Origin of the sequence: Sporosarcina sp. P20a (assembly GCF_002743175.1) — a bacterium.
In the GTDB taxonomy this organism is placed as follows: Bacteria; Bacillota; Bacilli; order Bacillales_A; family Planococcaceae; genus Sporosarcina.
On sequence record NZ_PDYT01000012.1, the window covers coordinates 14961 to 32244 of the forward strand.

The following is a 17284-nucleotide window of genomic DNA, read 5'->3' on the forward strand; positions in this document are numbered from 1 at the left end:
AGGAATTCCTATGCCAGATCGAGTAGTCGCAACAGAAGAAGCATTGGCTCTTATAGAGTTGTTAAAAGAGAAGCACGGACCTCTGATGTTTCATCAGTCCGGCGGTTGCTGTGATGGATCTTCCCCGATGTGTTACGAAGATGGAGATTTAATTGTCGGTAACCAAGATGTATTGCTAGGGCACATCGGCGGCATGCCATTTTATATGATGAAAAGTCAGTTTGAGTATTGGAAACATACACAGCTAATTATTGACGTAGTCGATGGACGTGGTGGAATGTTTTCGCTCGAAGGAGTGGAAGGGAAACGTTTCCTGACTAGATCCCGGGCCTTTACTGACGAAGAATATAAGGAATTAACTCCATAAAAAAGCCTTCCGTTAAATAGGAAGGCTAGGACTGAAAGCAACTCCAGGAACATCGGAGTATGTTTTCAGTCCATTTTTTTATAAGTAGATATATATATAATCTTTACGAGATAAAACGTTGCCGTTCTTCAGGTGAGGGCAACATACAAGATAACTCCTTTTTGCCGAACCATTTATATCGATTTGTTGCAATGTAGTCATAGACGATGTCGCGGATTGCGGGTGGAATGACTATGAATAGAAATGCCAAGTGCCATAAACCATCCAATTTTTTTGCGATACGTAAAGCTGCGCCTGACTTTGTATAGGCTTTACCATTTTCAATCAATACTAAGCTATCTACGTTATCAGGAATTTGATAATCCTTACGAAATTTTCTACCTACATCATCTTGTAACGAAGCGAATGAAAAGTGTTTGTAAGGGTCACGTTTAATAATAAATTGCACGCTTGCGTCACAGAAGTTACATTCGCCATCAAATAGTATAATTCTATTTCGTTCCATAAATATTCTCTCCTTCAAAAATACATGATATCGTACTATACCCACATAGCATGAACTTAACTCACTCTATATAAACGGAATAGTTTGACATCTTTAGTGATTCGTATATAATAGAAGGTGACTAGGTTGGTTCTGTCTTGTGTATCATATATAGAAGAAAGGGTGAAAAGGTATGGAACGTCAATACATCCATCCAGCTGAGCTGGAGTTGCGTCGTGACTCTGACTTTTTACGTTCCGAGAATATGGTAGGCGAAGGTGCTCCGGTCTATGGCGCATTAAATGAGTGTAAAATTCTTATAAAGAAATTGGAATCGATAGAAAATAGCCTTGGTTTTGAGAAGCCTTCTACACCTAGAAGCTGTGAGTTATAAATTGTCTATTAAAAGTAAAGCAATCTCCTTTATCTCTATTCATAAAGGATATTGCTTTTTATTTTTGGCTTTCCTATGTCGGTAGCCCGTAACAAATTTATTTACTCGCATGTAATAGGGTATAAGGAGGTGGAGAAATGAATCAAGGACATTGTGGAATGTCAGGCGGACATCACCAGCAAGGATGGGGGCACCAACAGCATCATCATCATCAAGGAATGCAAGGTCATCAAGGTATGCCAGGCGGACAGCAGCAAGGTTTCCAACCCGTATTTTGCCCGCCACAGTATCGGTTTAACGATTGCTTCACTAAACAGGAAATGCCATTTATTCATCCGATCGTGAATGTGAATCGACACCACGTAGTTGGTGTGCCACAGCACTACTATACAGAAACTACTGAAGACGTTATGGGCTCTACTATTATGCCAGGAAGAGGACCAGGAATGGGGCCAGGATTCGGACCAGGATCTGGAGGTATGTGGGGTGGCCAAGGTTGTCATCGCCGTAGAAGATGCCGCTAATTGTTTGTTAATATGAACAATCCGCCATCTCTAGTATTTTAGAGATGGCGGATTGTTTTATTTTTTTAACGCCTGTCGAGTCTATACGGCGCTTTCAGCATTTAATGTTATGCATTAAAGTATCGCGCGTCGGGGTGTGCGAAGACCATTGCGGATACGGATGCTTCTGGTTCCATCATGAATTCTTCGGTCAGAATAACTCCGTGCTCTTCGGGTCTGATGAGGCGGAAGAGTTTGGCTTGGTCTTCTAGGTTCGGACATGCTGGGTAGCCGAATGAGAATCGTTGGCCTTGGTATTTGGCTGCGAAACGTTCGAGCATGGTGAAGTCTGTTGGGTCAGGGAATCCCCATTGGTCACGGATTTCTTGGTGAATCCGTTCAGCAAAGCCTTCTGCGAGTTCCAAAGCAGTTGACTGGAATGCATGGCTTTCTAGGAACTTACCTTCAGCTTTCAATTCGTTCGCATAATCACGAACGCCTTTTCCGGCAGTTACTTGCATGAAAGCGACGTAGTCCATCTCGCCACTATCTACTGTTTTCAAGTAGTCAGCTAAGCATAGGAACGGTTCCTTGTCTTGACGTGGGAACGTGAAGCGTTCGATTTCAGTTTTCGAGTCTTCCGGATCGTAAATGATTACGTCATCGCCATCTGCTTGGGCAGGGAAGAATTGATAAACGCCGGAAGCTTTCATTTTATCGGATTTCAAGAACTCGGTGACCATGTCGTGAAGTTGAACTGCGCGTTCATCTTTTCGTTCAAGCATTTTATCGACATTTCCACGCAGACCTAAGTGGTGACCGATCAGTGTGCGCATATTTACATAAGGATGTAAGTGGGCAACAGAATAATCTTTCACGACACGTCTGCGCAAATCTGTCGGTACGAATACCGGAACGTCGGTGCGCACCGTTTTCACTGGGCGCGGCTTGACCGCAACTGCTACAGCTCCGCGACTTGCTTTTATGGCGTCATTGGCTTCACGTTTTTCGATACTTTGCACTAATTCTTCAAGTAGTTCTTCTTTGCCTTCACTTTGTAGACGGTTTGCCAAATCAAGCCCTTGCATCGCATCCTTAGCGAAAATTACTGGACCATCATATTCAGATGCGATTTTAGTTTCGGTGAAGCGTCTTGTCAACGCTGCTCCGCCAACCATTATAGGCGTATCGATACCCGCTGCTTTGAAGTCTTGGGCAGTCAAGACCATTTGTTGTGCAGACTTAACGAGTAATCCGGACAGACCTACAATATCTGGCTTTTCTTTACGGATTACTTCAATTAATGCGGCAGGGGTTACTTTGATTCCGATATCGATTACTTTAAATCCATTATTGCTTAATATGATTTCTACTAAGTTTTTCCCGATATCATGCACATCGCCCTTAACTGTAGCTAGGATAATTTTACCTTTACCCGAATCATCTTCTTTTTTCTCCATGAACTGCTCGAGATAGGAAACGGAAGCCTTCATGACTCCGGCACTTTGCAGAACTTCTGCTACAATCAGCTGATTATCATTGAATAAACGGCCGACTTCAGCCATCCCTGTCATGAGTGGACCATTGATGATATCAAGTGGTTCGTCATATGTTTTTAAAGCGGAATCCAAGTCGGGAATTAACCCTTCTTTTGTACCTTCGACTATATAGTATGCAAGTCGTTCAGCTACAGTTTTTGGTAAATCATCTTCTGTTTTCTCTTTTTTCTTACCGCGATAAAAGTCTGCGAATGCTGCCAGTGTGTCATCCGTTGTGGAAAACAGTAAATCGTCTGCCAGCTTTACTTCAGCCTCTGGAATCGAAGCATAACGTTCAAGTTTTTCTGTATTTATAATCGCATAATCGAGACCTGCCTGTGTACAGTGATACAAGTACACGGCATTTAAGACTTCACGACCAACAGAAGGTAGTCCGAACGAGACGTTACTGACACCTAGAGTCGTTAGGGTACGCGGAAGATTTTCTTTGATTAACCGAATTCCTTCGATCGTTTCTACTGCAGAGCCGATGTATTGTTCATCGCCTGTGCCGACAGGAAAGACGAGTGGATCAAAAATGATATCTTCAGGCGGGATTTGCCATTTATTGACGAGTAATTCGTATGAACGTAACGCAACTTCAAGTTTGCGCTCTCTCGTTACAGCCATTCCGATTTCATCAATCGTTCCGACTACAACAGCCGCTCCATACTTTTTAACTAAAGGAAGTACCGCGTCAAAGCGTTCTTCACCATCTTCCAGGTTAATGGAGTTGATGATTGCTTTACCTTGTGAGAATTTCAGCGCTTCTGCAATAACATTTTCATCTGTCGAGTCAATGACTAGAGGGACTTTAACTTTCTTCACTACTTCTTGCATGAATCGAGTCATATCATGCAATTCATCACGGTCGGGATTCGCAAGACAAATATCCAATACGTGCGCTCCGCGTTTTACTTGTGCACGTGCGATTTCAGAAGCTTCTTCAAATTTTTCTTCTACTATAAGCTGCTTGAATTTACGCGAACCGATAACGTTTGTACGTTCACCAATTAATAGAGGACGCATAGTATCGTCATAGAGCAATGGTTCAATACCTGAAACTGCATGACCATGAGGCTCCGCCATTTGACGGGGCTTTAGATCTTTCACTGCTTCCCTAATTGCGCGAATATGGTCGGGCGTCGTACCGCAGCACCCGCCAACCATATTCAACCAGCCTTTCTCGGCAAAGCCTACGAGCTTTTTCGATAGGGACTCGGGTGATTCATGGTAATGTCCTTCTGCATCGGGCAATCCAGCATTTGGATAGCATGTAACATAGCCTGTCGCTAAGTCTGACAATGAGCGTAAATGGTCTGTCATAAATTCAGGTCCTGTTGCGCAGTTCAACCCAACCGAAAGAGGTTGAACGTGTTCAATGGAAATATAGAATGCTTCAATACTTTGTCCTGCAAGTGTTGTACCCATAGGTTCGATTGTGCCTGAAATCATAATAGGGATTTCGCGTCCAAGCTCTTTGAACGCCTTTTTAATACCGATCGTTCCGGCTTTAACGTTCAGCATATCCTGACTCGTTTCCATTAGAATCAAGTCACTACCTGCTTCGACAAGTGCCTTTGCTTGAACGTAGAAGTCTTGAGATAGTTCATCAAATGTAATGCCGCCAGTAACGGAAAGCGTCTTTGTCGTAGGTCCGATCGCGCCTGCGACAAAACGTGGCCAGTCTGGTGTGGAGAACTTTGCTGCACTCTTTTTTGCGATTTCCACAGACTTTGCATTAATTTCATCCGCACGATGTCCAAGTGAAAATTCATTCAATACAAGGGGGGTACCACCAAATGTATTCGTACAAATAATATCGGCACCAGCTTCTAAGTACTCATCGTGAATTTTCTCTAAAATGTCTGGGCGTAAAACGCTCATGTATTCGTTACATCCATCGTATTCTTCTCCACCAAAGTCTTCCGTTGAGAAATCTTCCGCTTGCAGCATCGTCCCCATCGCACCATCAATAATAAGGATTCGTTTGTCTAGTTGTTCTTCAATAGGATGTCTCTGCATGTGTTAATTCCCTCTCCTTCTGCTGGTCTATTTCCTTAATATACTCATACAACTCTAATGTCATATCGTAACGAAGGAATGGTGTGATGAGATACAGCCCATTAAAATACTGAGCTGCAGTATCAATCAATTCTTTTGCGATTTCAAGTCCTGTTTGAGTTGATCTTTCACGGTCTTCTCCACATTCACGCATCCTTTCCAACACATCTTCTGAAAGCTTGATGCCCGGCACTTCGTGATGTAGGAACTCTGCATTTCGTATATTTGTCAATGGCATGATACCGATGAAGATTGGTGTATCCAAGTGTTTTGTAGCTTCATATACATCGATAATCTTTTCTTTCGTGTAAACCGGTTGCGTGATGAAATAGTCTGCGCCCGCTTCAATTTTCTTCTCAAGTCGTTGTACAGCTCGATCGATTACACGAACGTTCGGATTGAAAGCTGCTGAAATAGAGAAGTTGGCCTTCTTGCGTAATGGCTTACCAGAGAATGAAATGCCTTCATTCAATTTCTTAATCAATTGCAATAACTCCATGCTGGACACATCGTAGACGCTTGTAGCGCCAGGGAAGTCTCCAACTTTTGTCGGATCGCCTGTTACGGCTAGAATATCGTGAATGCCTAATGCATCGAGTCCCATCAAATGTGATTGTAAGCCGATAAGATTATGATCACGGCACGTCAAATGTACAAGCGGGCGGATATTATGTTGCGTCTTAACGATCGAGCCCATTGCCATGTTGCTGATACGAGGGGAGGCAAGTGAATTATCTGCCATTGTTATAGCGTCAACGCCTGCGTCATATAACACATTTGCGCCCTTAATATACTCTTCTGTTTCCAAGTGGCGAGGTGTATCTAGCTCTACAATTACCGTTCGCTCTGTTTTGGCTTTTTCGTGAAGAGGTTGATGTTTTGTAGGTCCCGCTTCATGAATCACGATAGGCTTTGTCGGTTGCACGACTTTTTTTGTGATAGGTGCTAGTCGCGCTAACTGTGTTTTGGCTGCTTTAATATGCTTAGGTGTTGTTCCGCAACATCCACCGATCAACCGAACGCCTTGATCGCGTAGTAATACAGCAGCGCGTCCGAAGTATTCTGCTTCTGACTCATAGACTATACGTCCGTCTTCTACATCTAATAGACTGGCGTTTGGATATGCCGATAAAAATGCTTTTTCAGGTAATGTTACGTTATCAAATGCTTGAATCGTGTGGTAAGGGCCCAAGCGACAGTTAACGCCTACGATATCTGCTCCAAGCGATTCAAGTTGATGAAGTGCATCATTTAATGAAAGCCCGTTCTGTAATACGCCAGGATCATGCATAGACACTTGTGCGATCAATGGAACATCCGTGATTTTCTTTAACGTGGTAACTACAGATGATAACTCCTCGAAGTCGTAATATGTCTCTAGTAGAAGACCATCTGGATCACCTGCCAATAATGCATTGGCTTGTTCTAGTACGACTTTTTCTATTTCATCCAATGTAGCATCACTTTTACGAATTCCGCGCACGCCACCAATTGTTCCTAGAACAAATTGTCCCCCAGGTGCGGCTGCACGTTTTGCGATTTGAATGGCGGCCTTATTGAATTCCGTCACATGACTTTCTAAGCCGTAGCGAGCTAATTTATTCGCATTAGCGCTGTAAGTATTCGTCTGTATGATATCTGCACCGGCTGAGATGTAGTCTTGGTGAATTTGCTCTATAATTTCAGGCTTCTCTACGTTTAGTTCTTCATAGCAATAATCAATTCCGTAAGAATATAAAATCGTCCCCATTGCACCATCAGCCGTTAAGACGTTCGTTTGTAGTTTCTCTAGCAATGACATAACTCCATCTCCCCTTTGCTTTTTCTAATCAAAAAAAGCCTTCAAGTGTATTAGAAGGCTTTGTAATCTCAATGACTAGTTCCCTCTCATCTTTTCAGAGTGCCAATTTGACAGACTGCTGGAAGTAGCACCTTGCCAAAATGGCTGGTTGCTGAAGCGTCGTCGGGCCAGTCCCTCGGCTTCTCTTGATAAGATATGTTTCTTATTAAACTATTTAGATTATTCTAACCACATCATAGCGGCTTTGTTAGATATCGTCAAGTGAACGTTTGGTGAAGTTCATAGTGCAGGGTTAGTGCATAGAGAAATTGTGGTATATATGCTAAAATCAAAGAAACAACTCGAAAAGGTGAGGAATTATGCGATTCTTTAAATACTCATTTCCAATCGCTGTTCTTGTAGGTACACTTGCTTGGATCATGATAGGTAACAGTTATGAAGAAGTTGCTTATGATATGCGTGTGTACATTACAATTGCGGCTGCTATATTCAGTGGTTTAATCTCAAGCGTTTTATTCCGTAAAGAAAAAGAAGAACAGATTGATGAGAAGAAGTAGGCTGTCAGCATTTGTGCTGCAGTCTTTTTTTATTCACCTTTTAATGTTAACTTAAAAATAAATAGTGTTGACGTAAGATGAGTTAACCGTTATTATTTTTATGGTAACTAATATATAAAGAGGTGACATGATGGCAATAGCAACAGAGAGACGACCGGTAAGTAGGTTCAGTGCATTAACTATTGTATACAGCGGGATGTTCGCATCATTAATGATGATTGGAGCAAATATTACATCCTTCGTGCCATTTTTAGTAGTTGGTGGAGTACCAATTACATTGCAAACGTTTTTCGCGATCTTATCAGGACTATTACTTGGTAGCCGTCTAGGTGCGTTGTCTATGACGGTCTATATGTTAATAGGACTAGCAGGTGCACCGGTCTTCGCTAAATTTTCAGGCGGTTTCGGTCAAATCTTAAGTCCGACGTTTGGCTTTATTCTCACCTTTATTCTAATCGCTTATGTAGCGGGGAAAATTGTCGAGCGAAATCACACACTGCCTGCTTTTATCACCGCGGCACTAGTTGCTACGGCAATCAACTACATACTAGGTACGAGCTGGATGTATGTTGCGTACAAGATGTGGGCTGCTGCACCCGACGTGTTTACCTACAAAATTGCATGGTTATGGATGATGCCTCCGCTGCCAAAAGATCTAATTCTAGCTGTACTGTCAGGCATATTTGCGTTTAGAATGTCAAAACACTTGAAAGTGAGGCGTACACTATAATGAATTACCAAAAATTAGCTACCCAAGTGCTGGAAGGGCATGTAGTAACTGACGAGGAAGCACTCGCAATATTGAATAGCCCAGACGAGGATTTACTATTACTACTTCACGCAACATACTCAATTCGATCGCATTACTTCGGAAATAAAGTAAAGTTGAATATGATCATCAATACGAAATCAGGATTATGTCCGGAGAACTGTGGTTATTGCGCACAATCCATCATTTCAAAAGCGCCTGTCGAAAAGTATGCGATGATGAAATCGGAAGAAATACTAGAAGGTGCAGAACGTGCTGCCGCTAATAAAGCAGGTACCTATTGCATCGTAGCAAGCGGACGGGGACCGCGCGAAAGTGAACTGGACATAGTTATTGACTCTGTTAAACAGATTAAAGAAAAGCATAAAGGAATGACGGTATGTGCTTGCTTAGGTATTTTGAAACCAGGACAAGCAACTCGTTTGAAAGAGGCGGGAGTAGATCGCTACAACCACAACTTAAACACATCCGCAGAGCATCACGAAAGTATAACGACATCGCATACATACGATGATCGTGTTAACACTGTAGGACTGGCCAAAGAAGCAGGCATATCTCCATGTTCAGGCGTCATTGTCGGCATGCGTGAAACAAAGCAAGACATCATCTCTATGGCGCGTAGCTTACGCGAACTGGACGCAGATTCCATACCTGTAAACTTCCTGCACGCGGTAGATGGAACGCCGTTAGAAGGAACATCAGAACTGGACCCACGCTACTGTCTGAAAGTCCTGTGTCTATTCCGCTATATCAACCCTAGCAAAGAAATCCGCATCTCCGGTGGACGTGAAGTTAATCTAAGAAGTCTTCAACCACTAGGCCTCTACGCCGCAAACTCTATCTTCATCGGCGATTATCTCACAACAGCTGGTCAAGAAAATGATCAAGATCAAAAGATGCTTGAAGATATGGGCTTCGAAGTCGACCTCGAACCTTTGCATAAAAAACCTATCACTATATAAAGAGAAAAGAAGAAAGAGTTTGTATACATTATGACTGAAGACAATCCGCTAGAAGGATCTGTTCTTCAGTCTTTTATTATTCAGACAGTCTTCTATGTAAGAAGATTATAGTAGGTAATCTTAAGCGGAAAGCATCCATCTGGATCATCGATCAACGGTGCTTACCAACTCACCTAGTTTTTTTGTCTGGTGATTAATTGAATAATCAATAGCCTAATGTGACAACCTAGCAACAGGTTTCCTTTCAACGTAATAAGGTATACATATAAACAAATGAATTGCATCCCGCCTAATTTCTGCGATACAATCAAGTCAAAGATAGTCAAAGTCAACTAGATGAACGAGCGAAACGAGGTGACGAGATGCGTAATATTTCTGACATTATAGAAGGATATTTGAAGTCGATTATAGAAGAGGAAGATAGTGCTTCTATTGAAATCAAAAGAAACGAGATTGCTGAGAAATTCCAATGCGTACCATCACAGATCAACTACGTGATCAAAACCCGGTTTACCGTCGAAAGAGGCTACGCCGTAGAGTCTAAGCGGGGGGGCGGAGGCTACATACGGATTTACAGGGTGCGTACGAACTCCCGAAAGGACTTACTTGAACAAGCGTTGGGGATTTTAGAGAGTGAAGCATCCTCTACTATGGCGGAAGATGTCATCATCCGTTTAATTGAAGAAGAAGTCATTACAGAACGTGAGGCTAAGCTGATGCTTGCCGCAGTGGGCCGTGCTACTTTGCGTTATATGTTACCTGAGCGGGATGCATTACGTTCGCGTATTCTTCGCGCTATGTTAGTTACATTAATTTATGAAGAGATAGAATGAGGTGAATCTCCATGCTTTGCGAAAACTGTAAGGAACGACCAGCTACTGTAGTGTTTAAACAAGAAACATCTAATGGTGTAACAGAGCGTCATTTATGTGATAAATGCGCATTTTACTCACAAACATTTTCTTTTAGTCCGGATCAGGAGCCGTTATCCATTCAACAATTTCTAGCACACTGGTTGGGCGGATCAGAATTATTTTCAGAACAAAAAGCCGATGAGAGATTGCCGGATGGTCCGAAATGTCCGAATTGCGATTTGACCTTCCATCGTTTCCTTGATATCGGAAAGTTTGGCTGTGCAGAATGTTACGAAACATTTAGGGGACAGTTGCCACGAGTGTTTGTCAAATTGCATAATGGACATACCCAACACCGTGGAAAAATCCCCGTTTCACTTAATGAACGATTTGCTTTAAAGAAAAAGCTTGAAGATATCCGTACAAAAATGCGGGAAGCCGTAGAAAACGAACGTTTTGAAGAAGCGGCCACTTTACGTGATGAGGCGAACCAAGTGAAGGAGCAACTGTCCGATGGGGGTGATGATCAACATGTCATTTGAAAAATTCATCAAACAGGAACTCACAGGCTGGATGGTAGCGGAAGGTGAACATGCTGATATCGTCTTATCCACAAGGATCAGGCTGGCTCGTAATTTGCGTGATCATCTATTTCCAATAAGTGCTTCGCAAGAAGATGCAAACCGCGTAAGCGAAGCGTTGAATCAAGCGGTCGAGACGATGCAGGATCACCACTTTACAGGCACGACAATGGAAGATTTATCACCACTTGAAAGACAAATTTTAGTCGAGAAACATTTAGTCAGTCCGCAGTTGATCAATCCTGAAAAACATGGATCGGTTTTGCTGTCGGAAGACGAAAAGATTAGTATTATGGTGAATGAAGAAGATCATATTCGCATTCAATGTATTTATCCAGGCTTTCAAATAGATCAGGCGTACGAACATGCTGATCGAGTAGATAGCGAGCTGGAAGTGAATTTGAACTATGCTTTCGATGAAACATTCGGCTATTTAACAAGTTGTCCATCCAACACAGGTACGGGAATGCGCGCGTCTGTCATGATGCATTTACCTGCATTAACCATCACTAAGCAAATCGAGCGAATTATTCCTGCGATATCCAGGCTTGGGATGGTTGTACGTGGAAGTTATGGAGAGGGCAGTGAAGCACTCGGTAATATTTATCAAGTTTCCAATCAAATCACACTTGGCAAATCAGAAGAGGAAATCTTGAAAGATCTGGAAAGTATCTCTAAGCGCCTGATTGCGCATGAAAAGAAATCTCGTGAATTATTATTGGCTAAGTCGGAAGTTCACTTGGAGAATAGATTATTCAGGGCACTTGGTACATTGACTCATTCGCGGATCTTGCCGTCAGCAGAAGCGGCAAAATGTTTGTCTGACGTCCGTTTGGGTATTGATTTAGGTATCATTGAAAATATTGATATGACCATCTTGAATGAATTGATGATTTTCATGCAACCAGGATTTCTCCAACAATATGCGGAAGCGGAATTAACATCTGACGAACGAGATATCCTTCGTGCACAATTATTCCGGGATCGGCTAGGTATAGAGAGATCTGCTGCACAAGAATAGGACTGTGATCGGTTATGAGCAAAGTTTTTGCAAGAAAGCCTCATAGCATTTATAATTAATCAAAGATAGTCAAAGTCAATATGCGAATTAGGTTGTATCGCGAACTGGCATGAATATATATAGTTATAGGAAACAAAGCATTGATGCGTTATTTTGCATAACATAGAATATAGTCCACTGATGAAGGAAGAGGGGAATGAATATGATGTTTAATCGATTTACACAACGCGCACAAAAAGTTTTACAACTGGCTCAAGAAGAGGCTATTCGTTTAAAACATGAATCTATTGGTACTGAGCATATTTTACTTGGATTGATTCGAGAAGGTGGCGGCATCGCGGCAAAAGCTCTTGAAGCGATTAGCGTGAATGCAGATACTATTGAACGAGAAGTAGAAATTCTAGTAGGTGTAGGCTCTAAAGATGTGGGTCCGATCGTTCATTATACTCCTCGCGCAAAACGCGTTATTGAACTATCTGTTGATGAGTCCCGTAAATTAGGACATTCTTATATCGGCACTGAACATATTTTATTGGCTTTGATTCGAGAAGGAGAAGGCGTGGCGGCACGCGTTCTGAATAACGCCGGTGTTAGCTTGAACAAAGCTCGCCAGCAAGTACTTCAATTGCTTGGTAATGATGAAAGTTCTGTTGGCAACCCAGCGAATTCTGCGTCAGCAGCCACACCAACATTGGATGGCTTAGCGCGTGATTTAACTGAAATCGCACGTGAGGGTACGCTGGATCCCGTAATTGGACGAAGTAAAGAAATTACACGTGTGATTGAAGTGTTGGCACGACGTACAAAAAACAATCCAGTGTTGATTGGTGAACCGGGTGTAGGTAAGACGGCGATCGCAGAAGGTTTGGCACAGCAAGTTGTAAGTAACGAAGTGCCTGAAATATTGCGTGACAAACGTGTTATGACACTAGATATGGGTACAGTCGTCGCAGGCACAAAATACCGCGGTGAGTTTGAAGATAGAATGAAGAAGGTAATGGAAGAAATCCGTCAAGCGGGTAACATTATTTTATTCATCGATGAATTGCACACGTTGATTGGTGCGGGTGGGGCAGAAGGTGCTATCGATGCATCCAATATCTTGAAGCCATCTCTTGCACGCGGTGAACTACAATGTATCGGTGCTACAACACTTGACGAATACCGTAAATATATTGAAAAAGACGCAGCACTTGAACGACGTTTCCAACCGATTCAAGTTGATGAGCCGTCTGTAGATGAAACAATTCAAATCATTAAAGGCTTGCGTGACCGTTACGAAGCGCATCACCGTGTGAAGATTACGGATGAAGCAGTGGAAGCGGCAGCGAAGATGTCTGATCGTTATATCTCGGACCGTTTCTTACCGGATAAAGCGATTGACTTAATTGACGAAGCTGGATCGAAAGTGCGTTTGCGTTCGTATACAACGCCTCCTAACTTGAAGGAGCTCGAGGTGAAGCTTGAAGCAATCCGTTCCGAGAAGAATGCAGCCGTGCAAAGCCAAGAATTTGAGAAGGCGGCTTCTTATCGTGATAAAGAGCAGAAGATGAAGGAAGAATTAGAAACAACTAAAGCAGCTTGGAAAGAGAAACAAGGGCAAACTGAGTCCGAAGTGACAGTAAATGATATCGCATCTGTTGTGGCGATGTGGACAGGAATTCCTGTTGACAAGATTGCGGAGACAGAGTCAGCTAAATTGCTGAACATGGAAGAAATTTTGCATCAACGCGTCATTGGCCAAAAAGAAGCAGTGTTATCTATTTCGAAAGCCATCCGTCGTGCACGTGCAGGATTGAAAGATCCGAAACGTCCTATTGGTTCATTCATTTTCCTAGGCCCGACTGGTGTAGGTAAAACTGAACTAGGCCGTGCGTTAGCGGAAGTGATGTTCGGGGATGAAGATGCGATGATTCGTATCGATATGTCCGAATATATGGAGAAACATTCTACATCCCGTCTAGTCGGATCACCTCCAGGCTATGTAGGGTATGAAGAAGGCGGCCAGTTAACGGAGAAAGTTCGCCGTAAGCCGTACTCAGTTGTACTACTCGATGAAATTGAAAAAGCGCATCCAGATGTTTTCAATATCTTATTGCAAGTGTTAGAAGACGGACGCTTAACGGATTCTAAAGGGCGTACAGTTGATTTCCGCAACACAGTAATTATCATGACTTCGAACGTTGGAGCAACGGAATTGAAGAAAAACCGCTACGTTGGCTTTAATATTCAAGACGGTGAATCCGATTACGATGACATGAAGGAAAAAATGCTTGCGGAATTGAAGAAAACATTCAGACCTGAGTTCTTGAACCGTGTGGATGACATGATTGTCTTCCATTCACTGGAGAAAGAACACTTGCGTGAAATTGTCAGCTTGATGAGTGATGAACTTTCTAAGCGCTTGACTGAACAGGACATCGAATTGGTGTTAACTGAATCTGCTAAAGATAAGATTACGGAAGAGGGATATGATCCTGAATACGGGGCTCGTCCATTACGTCGTGCATTGCAAAAACATGTAGAAGATCGTTTATCTGAAGAGTTACTTGAAGGTAAAGTTCTGATGGGTGAAAAAGTAATCGTTGATGTAGAGGATGATAAATTTATCGTACGCACGGAGAAACAAACAGTAGTAGCAGCAGAAAAATAATAATATGATCGTCCGGATAGCTCGCTCGCTTAGTTTTTAAAAAGCGCAGCGGGCTGTCCTTTTCGTATTTTTACATAAGGAGAGAGTGTATGGCTAAGCGTAAATCAAAGTTCATGTGCCGTTCTTGTGGATATGAGTCCGCTAAGTGGATGGGCCGTTGTCCTGGTTGTGGAGAATGGAACACAATGGATGAAGAAGTAGAGATTGTACAAAAAGGACCGCGTGCCGCATTTCAACATGGCGAAAGAGTGAAACAGAAAGCTTTGCCGATCAGTCAGGTGGAAATGGCTGAGGAGCCGCGTGTCAAAACGGAATTAGAAGAATTAAACCGCGTACTTGGAGGAGGAATTGTTCCGGGCTCGCTCATATTAATCGGTGGAGATCCAGGTATCGGAAAATCTACATTGTTGCTTCAAGTATCATCGCTACTTGCAAATCAACAACAGCGCGTACTGTATATATCAGGTGAGGAATCGATCAAGCAAACAAAGTTACGTGCAGAACGATTAGGTGTGAAGTCGGACGAGTTATATATTTATGCCGAAACCGATCTCGCAATGATTAATGAAACTGTGGATGAAGTGAAACCGCGATTTGTGGTGGTGGACTCCATTCAGACTGTTCATCATCCTGAAGTATCATCAGCACCTGGAAGTGTCTCGCAAGTGCGTGAATGTACCGCGGAACTTATGCGTATAGCTAAAACGCAAAATATTGCAATATTCCTCGTAGGTCACGTAACAAAAGAAGGACAAATTGCAGGACCACGATTGCTTGAGCATATGGTAGATACAGTGCTGTATTTTGAAGGTGAACGTCACCACACATACCGTATTTTGCGAAGTGTTAAAAATCGTTTTGGATCTACCAATGAAATTGCTATTTTTGAAATGTTGCAAGCCGGATTAAAGGAAGTCTTAAATCCATCAGAAATGTTCTTGCGTGAGCGATCACAAGGTGGAGCGGGCTCGACCATTGTTGCTTCTATGGAAGGTACACGTCCGATACTTGTTGAAATTCAGGCATTGATGACGGCATCCAGTTTCAATTATCCGAAGCGCATGGCAACGGGATTGGATCAAAACCGCGTCCAGCTATTGATGGCGGTATTGGAAAAACGTGCAGGGATGCTATTACAGACACAAGATGCGTATATTAAGGTTGCGGGCGGCGTTAAGCTGGATGAGCCGGCCATTGATTTAGCGGTCTTGCTGAGTATTGTTTCTAGCTATCGCGACACGGCTGTAGGGGCACGGGATTGTTTTGTTGGTGAAGTAGGGTTAACAGGTGAGGTTAGAAGGGTATCTAGAATAGAACAACGCGTCACGGAAGCGGCAAAGCTTGGTTTTGATCGCATTATCATTCCATCATCTAATCTGGGTGGCTGGGATGTTCCGTCTGGAATTGAAGTAGTGGGTGTTGAAACAATAACGGAAGCGTTGGGAATGGCATTCAGATAACATCTATTTACATGACTGGATGAGAAGGAAGGTAAGAAACTTTCCCGCTATCTAGATAGTCCTAGTAGGAGAAGTGAGGAATTTTCAGAAATTCCTCACTTAACCTAAGCGGCTAAGCATAATTCGTTGTATACTATTAAGAAGGAAAAGGAGGTGGAAGAATATGTTGAAAAGAGTAGTCCAAGTTTCATTCTTATTAATCGGAGGAACTCTCGGTGTTTTATTTTTACCGTACTTATTCGCTATGTTTGAGTTTACATCACGCCCCATCATAGAAAATCCTTATGTGGAGGCAATCATAGGAGCTATCATTCTATTTTTATTAAGCCTATTTTTAACCGAGCCGATTGTCAATTTCATTAAATGGATTGAAGAAAGACTCCTGAAAGCACCGATTATGGATTTGTTATTCGGTACAATTGGGTTAGTTGTGGGATTAATCGTTGCATTTTTATTCAGTTTCGGACTAAGTGCGATTGGTTTTCCGGTAGTATCTTCTGTTGTGCCTGTTTTATTGTCTATTCTTCTCGGCTATTTAGGTTTCCAAGTAGGTTTTAAAAAGTGGGAAGAGTTCATTAATGCATTTTCTAATTTACGCTTAACAACAGCGAAAAAGAAAGAATCTGCAGAACCAGTCGTTACTCCACCACAAAAAGATGTATATAAATTATTGGATACTAGTGTCATTATCGATGGACGTATTGCGGATATAGTGGGAACAGGATTTTTACAAGGGATTTTAGTGGTACCTCAGTTTGTACTGACAGAACTACAGCATATTGCCGATTCATCTGACACGTTGAAGCGAACAAAAGGTAGACGTGGTTTAGATATTCTAAAGCGTTTACAAAATGATGACGGTCCTCAAGTACTCATTACGGACGAAGATATTCCGAATGTAGCTGAAGTGGATTTGAAGTTAGTTAAATTGGCGAAGAAAATGGATGGTTTAGTTGTAACGAATGATTTTAACTTAAATAAAGTATCAGATTTACATGGGGTTGCAGTTTTAAATATAAACGATCTCGCAAACGCAGTAAAACCGGTAGTCATTCCAGGTGAAGAAATGCACGTCGTCGTCATCAAGGATGGCAAAGAGCATAATCAAGGTGTTGCATACTTAGATGATGGCACAATGATCGTAATAGAAGATGGTCGGTCTCATATCGGAGATGCCATTGACGTTGTAGTAACAAGTGTATTGCAAACATCTGCAGGACGAATGATTTTTGCGAAACCTAAAGGTCGATAACCAGCATAGAAAGCAGAGTGACAA

Annotated in this window: 15 protein-coding genes and 1 riboswitch; of the genes, 12 read left to right on the top strand and 3 right to left on the bottom strand. The window is 42.4% G+C overall.

Annotated features, from left to right (window positions below; all coding sequences use genetic code 11):
- The first annotated feature begins 10 nt into the window (after positions 1–10).
- On the top strand, positions 11–367 hold the full coding sequence (locus CSV72_RS10665; protein ID WP_099678373.1) for a DUF779 domain-containing protein: 357 nt from the start codon (positions 11–13) through the stop codon (positions 365–367).
- A gap of 103 nt (positions 368–470) precedes the next feature.
- Here the strand turns inward: CSV72_RS10665 and CSV72_RS10670 are convergent, their stop codons facing one another.
- Complete coding sequence (locus tag CSV72_RS10670) at positions 471–872, bottom strand: thiol-disulfide oxidoreductase DCC family protein (RefSeq protein WP_099661750.1); 402 nt, start codon at positions 870–872, stop codon at positions 471–473.
- Between the two features lie 172 nt (positions 873–1044).
- On the opposite strand from CSV72_RS10670, the gene CSV72_RS10675 reads away from it, so the two are divergent.
- Positions 1045–1245, top strand: coding sequence for a hypothetical protein (locus tag CSV72_RS10675; RefSeq protein WP_099678352.1), 201 nt, complete (start codon positions 1045–1047; stop codon positions 1243–1245).
- Between the two features lie 137 nt (positions 1246–1382).
- A complete protein-coding gene (locus tag CSV72_RS16575; protein ID WP_143561171.1) occupies positions 1383–1769 on the top strand; it encodes a hypothetical protein in 387 nt (128 codons plus the stop codon).
- A 107-nt stretch (positions 1770–1876) separates the two neighbouring features.
- On the opposite strand, the gene metH is transcribed toward CSV72_RS16575, so the two are convergent.
- Entirely contained in the window at positions 1877–5311 is a 3435-nt protein-coding gene (metH, locus tag CSV72_RS10685) for a methionine synthase (RefSeq protein ID WP_099678353.1), read from the bottom strand.
- Positions 5292–7151 carry a bifunctional homocysteine S-methyltransferase/methylenetetrahydrofolate reductase gene (locus tag CSV72_RS10690; protein ID WP_099678354.1) on the bottom strand — a complete coding sequence of 620 codons (1860 nt, stop codon included), beginning with the start codon at positions 7149–7151 and terminating at the stop codon, positions 5292–5294. Before CSV72_RS10690 ends, metH begins: the two co-directional genes overlap by 20 nt.
- A gap of 83 nt (positions 7152–7234) precedes the next feature.
- Positions 7235–7346, bottom strand: a riboswitch (SAM riboswitch).
- Positions 7347–7510: 164 nt separating this feature from the next.
- Here CSV72_RS10690 and CSV72_RS10695 point away from each other — a divergent pair.
- The 9 genes from CSV72_RS10695 (at position 7511) to CSV72_RS10735 (ending at position 17260) form a co-directional block, all read left to right on the top strand.
- Complete coding sequence (locus CSV72_RS10695; RefSeq protein WP_085132042.1) at positions 7511–7708, top strand: hypothetical protein; 198 nt, start codon at positions 7511–7513, stop codon at positions 7706–7708.
- A 127-nt stretch (positions 7709–7835) separates the two neighbouring features.
- Positions 7836–8438, top strand: a complete 603-nt coding sequence (locus tag CSV72_RS10700; RefSeq protein ID WP_099678355.1) for a biotin transporter BioY — start codon at positions 7836–7838, stop codon at positions 8436–8438.
- Positions 8438–9439 (top strand): biotin synthase BioB, encoded by a 1002-nt coding sequence (gene bioB, locus CSV72_RS10705; protein ID WP_099678356.1) that lies wholly within the window; start codon positions 8438–8440, stop codon positions 9437–9439. The genes CSV72_RS10700 and bioB overlap by 1 nt, the downstream gene beginning before the upstream one ends.
- 362 nt (positions 9440–9801) lie before the next feature.
- Positions 9802–10272: a CtsR family transcriptional regulator gene (locus tag CSV72_RS10710; RefSeq protein ID WP_099633777.1), complete on the top strand. Its 471-nt coding sequence runs from the start codon at positions 9802–9804 to the stop codon at positions 10270–10272.
- A gap of 11 nt (positions 10273–10283) precedes the next feature.
- The gene (locus CSV72_RS10715; RefSeq protein ID WP_099678357.1) at positions 10284–10835 is read left to right on the top strand and encodes a UvrB/UvrC motif-containing protein; all 552 of its coding nucleotides are present in this window, start codon (positions 10284–10286) and stop codon (positions 10833–10835) included.
- Entirely contained in the window at positions 10825–11895 is a 1071-nt protein-coding gene (gene mcsB / locus CSV72_RS10720; RefSeq protein WP_099678358.1) for a protein-arginine kinase McsB, read from the top strand. Before CSV72_RS10715 ends, mcsB begins: the two co-directional genes overlap by 11 nt.
- A 202-nt stretch (positions 11896–12097) precedes the next feature.
- Positions 12098–14548, top strand: a complete 2451-nt coding sequence (locus CSV72_RS10725; protein ID WP_099678374.1) for an ATP-dependent Clp protease ATP-binding subunit — start codon at positions 12098–12100, stop codon at positions 14546–14548.
- An 89-nt stretch (positions 14549–14637) separates the two neighbouring features.
- On the top strand, positions 14638–16008 hold the full coding sequence (gene radA, locus CSV72_RS10730) for a DNA repair protein RadA (protein ID WP_099678359.1): 1371 nt from the start codon (positions 14638–14640) through the stop codon (positions 16006–16008).
- Between the two features lie 163 nt (positions 16009–16171).
- Positions 16172–17260: a PIN/TRAM domain-containing protein gene (locus CSV72_RS10735; protein ID WP_099678360.1), complete on the top strand. Its 1089-nt coding sequence runs from the start codon at positions 16172–16174 to the stop codon at positions 17258–17260.
- Positions 17261–17284 lie beyond the last annotated feature (24 nt).

Bases quoted from the DNA above. Each gene is read 5' to 3' on its own strand.
- CSV72_RS10665 (WP_099678373.1), top strand. From the start codon at position 11: ATGCCAGATCGAGTAGTCGCAACAGAAGAAGCATTGGCTCTTATAGAG.
- CSV72_RS10670 (WP_099661750.1), bottom strand. From the start codon at position 872: ATGGAACGAAATAGAATTATACTATTTGATGGCGAATGTAACTTCTGT.
- CSV72_RS10675 (WP_099678352.1), top strand. From the start codon at position 1,045: ATGGAACGTCAATACATCCATCCAGCTGAGCTGGAGTTGCGTCGTGAC.
- CSV72_RS16575 (WP_143561171.1), top strand. From the start codon at position 1,383: ATGAATCAAGGACATTGTGGAATGTCAGGCGGACATCACCAGCAAGGA.
- metH (WP_099678353.1), bottom strand. From the start codon at position 5,311: ATGCAGAGACATCCTATTGAAGAACAACTAGACAAACGAATCCTTATT.
- CSV72_RS10690 (WP_099678354.1), bottom strand. From the start codon at position 7,151: ATGTCATTGCTAGAGAAACTACAAACGAACGTCTTAACGGCTGATGGT.
- CSV72_RS10695 (WP_085132042.1), top strand. From the start codon at position 7,511: ATGCGATTCTTTAAATACTCATTTCCAATCGCTGTTCTTGTAGGTACA.
- CSV72_RS10700 (WP_099678355.1), top strand. From the start codon at position 7,836: ATGATGGCAATAGCAACAGAGAGACGACCGGTAAGTAGGTTCAGTGCA.
- bioB (WP_099678356.1), top strand. From the start codon at position 8,438: ATGAATTACCAAAAATTAGCTACCCAAGTGCTGGAAGGGCATGTAGTA.
- CSV72_RS10710 (WP_099633777.1), top strand. From the start codon at position 9,802: ATGCGTAATATTTCTGACATTATAGAAGGATATTTGAAGTCGATTATA.
- CSV72_RS10715 (WP_099678357.1), top strand. From the start codon at position 10,284: ATGCTTTGCGAAAACTGTAAGGAACGACCAGCTACTGTAGTGTTTAAA.
- mcsB (WP_099678358.1), top strand. From the start codon at position 10,825: ATGTCATTTGAAAAATTCATCAAACAGGAACTCACAGGCTGGATGGTA.
- CSV72_RS10725 (WP_099678374.1), top strand. From the start codon at position 12,098: ATGATGTTTAATCGATTTACACAACGCGCACAAAAAGTTTTACAACTG.
- radA (WP_099678359.1), top strand. From the start codon at position 14,638: ATGGCTAAGCGTAAATCAAAGTTCATGTGCCGTTCTTGTGGATATGAG.
- CSV72_RS10735 (WP_099678360.1), top strand. From the start codon at position 16,172: ATGTTGAAAAGAGTAGTCCAAGTTTCATTCTTATTAATCGGAGGAACT.